General features: G+C 45.7%; 2 protein-coding genes. One reads left to right on the top strand and one right to left on the bottom strand.

Features of this window, described 5'->3' with window-relative positions:
• The first annotated feature begins 304 nt into the window (after nt 1-304).
• Nucleotides 305-1,405 carry an alkene reductase gene (locus tag PX482_RS20745; protein WP_002761107.1) on the top strand — a complete coding sequence of 367 codons (1,101 nt, stop codon included), beginning with the start codon at nt 305-307 and terminating at the stop codon, nt 1,403-1,405.
• Nucleotides 1,406-1,464: 59 nt separating this feature from the next.
• Here the strand turns inward: PX482_RS20745 and grrA are convergent.
• On the bottom strand, nt 1,465-1,748 hold a 284-nt coding region (grrA, locus tag PX482_RS20740), incomplete at its 5' end, for a GrrA/OscA1 family cyclophane-containing rSAM-modified RiPP (RefSeq protein WP_288122965.1).

Here is a 1,748-nt window from a genome sequence, read left to right as displayed (position 1 = left end):
ATTGGAGTGATTGAGGGGAAAATTCAGGTACTTTTTCCCTGAAAATTAGGTAGTTGACCACCTGAAAATCGGTAAAACCCTACACCCCACACCCCACACCCCACACCCTGCCCCCAGGGAAAACTTTTTCAGCAGACCCTATTTATGAACAAGATCAATTATAGTCAGCTAATTGACCCGATTAATTCTCCTCCCTTAGCAGAGGAACAATCTCGCAGATAGACAGTCAATCATCCTTGGGTGCGATTGTCTGGTTTTAACTAACTGCGGTAAAATTAACCTAAATTCTCTATCGGCAAATTTGATGACTTCCTTCACTACTTCCCTAGCGCTTTTAAGTCAATTTAAATTGGGAGATTTAAACCTAGAAAATCGTCTTGTGCTTGCTCCCATGACGCGAGCGCGAGCAGGAGAAAAACGTCTTGCTAATGAGATAATGGCCGAGTATTACCGGCAAAGGGCCAGCGCCGGATTAATGATTACAGAAGCGACGGTAATTTCTCCTCAAGCTAACGGTTGGCAAAATACCCCCGGTATCTACACCGATGAACAAGCGCAAGCATGGCAAATGGTGACTAAAATCGCCCAAAGAAAAGGAACACCAATTTTTTGTCAATTGTGGCACTGTGGTCGCGCTTCTCATCCGAGTTTTCAGGAAAATGGGGCTTCACCAGTTGCCCCTTCCGCAATTAAGATTAAGGGGGAGTTGCACACACCCATGGGTAAACAGCCCTACGAGACCCCTAGAGCCTTAGAAACCGAGGAAATCAGCGCAATTGTCGCCGATTACCGTAAAGCCGCTCAGAGGGCAAAATTAGCGGGGTTTGATGGCATAGAAATTCACGGGGCCAATGGTTATTTAATCGATACTTTTCTACAATCTGTTACTAATCAGCGTCAGGATAAGTATGGTGGCAGTTTGGCGAATCGCTATCGTTTTTTGCAGGAAGTGGTCGAGGCAATTTTAACTGTTTTTCCCAGTCATCGAGTGGGGGTGCGTCTGTCTCCCAATGGAGTTTATAATGACATGGGTTCCGAGGATTTTCGAGAAACTTTTCTCTATATTGCCCAAAGATTAAATGAGTACAATTTAGCTTATTTGCATCTGCTAGATGGCTTGGCTTTTGGTTTTCATGAAAAGGGTCAACCGATGCTTTTATCCGAGTTTCGGGCTGTTTTTAATAGTGCATTAATCGGCAATTGTGGTTATACAAAAGAAACTGCTGAAGCCGCTATTCAGTTAGGAGATGCGGATTTAATTGCTTTCGGTCGCCCCTATATCAGTAATCCCGATTTGGTGGAAAGATTCGCCAATAATTGGCCCCTTAATCCCGATGCTGAGATGAAAGATTGGTATTCTTTTGACAAGGAAGGTTATATCGATTTTCCCAGTTATAAACCCTAGATTTTCTCGTAAAACCGGGGTTGGGACGAGGATAAAGTTAACCCCTCACCCAACCTTACTTACCAACGATTTAAGAAACCGCCACCATTACCCCAGCGCGGTCGGGAATTAAAGAAACCACCACCGTCAGACCAACCATTGCGCCAAGGGCGGGAATTAACGAAACTACCACCGCGACCATCTGCCCAACCACCGACACGACTATTCCCCCAACCGCGATTGCCACCATCTCCCCAGCCTAAAGCTTGTAAACTAGGATCGGCAGTACCTTCCGGCAGTTGGTTAACTCGTTCGCGTACAGCGCTAGATAGACGACTTAAACGCGCCTCAATGGGGTTAGCCT

This window comes from Microcystis sp. M53602_WE12 (assembly GCF_030065455.1).
In the GTDB taxonomy this organism is placed as follows: domain Bacteria; phylum Cyanobacteriota; class Cyanobacteriia; order Cyanobacteriales; family Microcystaceae; genus Microcystis; species Microcystis aeruginosa.
This window is presented reverse-complemented; position numbering and strand designations above follow the sequence as displayed.

Coding starts and splice junctions, on each gene's coding strand:
- PX482_RS20745 (WP_002761107.1), top strand. CDS start 305: ATGACTTCCTTCACTACTTCCCTAGCGCTTTTAAGTCAATTTAAATTG.